The sequence below is a fragment of the Pseudoalteromonas sp. S8-8 genome (genome assembly GCF_000497875.1).
Classification (GTDB): domain Bacteria; phylum Pseudomonadota; class Gammaproteobacteria; order Enterobacterales; family Alteromonadaceae; genus Pseudoalteromonas; species Pseudoalteromonas arctica.
Map to the genome: position 1 here is coordinate 1 of NZ_AUTR01000002.1, position 1,053 is coordinate 1,053.

1 protein-coding gene is annotated in these 1,053 nt (G+C 43.4%); it reads left to right on the forward strand.

All coding sequences use genetic code 11. The features are described 5' to 3' along the window. Positions 1 to 97: 97 nt before the first annotated feature. The coding region (locus L659_RS0100620) for an IS30 family transposase (protein WP_024589236.1) at positions 98 to 1,053 on the forward strand (956 nt) is incomplete at its 3' end.

Sequence of the window (1,053 nt, forward strand, 5' to 3'; positions counted from 1 at the left end):
CCTAGATTCAAATTGTAAGTGCATAACTTGTTTTGGCTAGATTAAGTGGTCAGTTGCTCATAAGCTAACTGCTTTTTCTCCGGCAAGAGATTTTACAATGAGACATTACAAACAACTGACCTATGCGCAAAGATGCCAGATCGCCGTTCTAAAGAAAAGCGGTTTTACGCAACAAAGTATTGCTGAGCTAACTAATTTATCGCAATCTACGATTTCAAGAGAGCTTTCTAGAAATACAGGTAAGCGAGGTTACAGACACAAACAAGCTCATGAGCGGGCTTTGTTTCGCCGAAGAAGTGTAAGAAAACCGCTTAAGATGACACCTGAAATGATAGCTTTAATTACCCAGAAGCTTAATGAGAAGTGGAGTCCTGAACAAATAACGGGATGGTTACGCAAAGAAAGTGAACGGTCTGTCAGCCATGAATGCATTTATCTGTATATCTGGGAAGATAAAAAAGCAGGTGGTGAGTTATACCTACATCTGCGCCGACACGGTAAGAAATATCACAAGCGCAGTCATGGTAAAACAAACCGAGGGCAAATAAAAAATCGCGTTAGCATTGAAGAGCGCCCACAAATAGTTGATGAGAAAGGCCGTATCGGAGATTGGGAAATAGATACCGTCATAGGCAAAGGTCATCGAGGCGCCCTTGTTACCATTGTAGAGCGGGTTACCCAATTCACTGTATCAACTCAGGTGGCAGGAAAAACAGCGGAAGCCGTCACTGCGGCGACGATAGAACTATTAAGGCCATATAGGTCAGCGCTTCATAGCATCACAGCTGACAATGGAAAAGAGTTCGCTTATCACGAGCAAATCACAGAGGCTTTAAGTGTACCTGTTTATTTTGCTCACCCTTATCACTCATGGGAGCGCGGATTGAATGAAAACACGAATGGATTACTACGTCAGTATTGGCCGAAGAGCACAGATTTTAAGGCGGTAACACCAGCACAAGTTATACCCGTACTTGAGCAACTTAATAATCGTCCGAGGAAGACACTTGGATTTGAAACGCCTGCAAAATTGATGCAGGATCACTTGGCGGC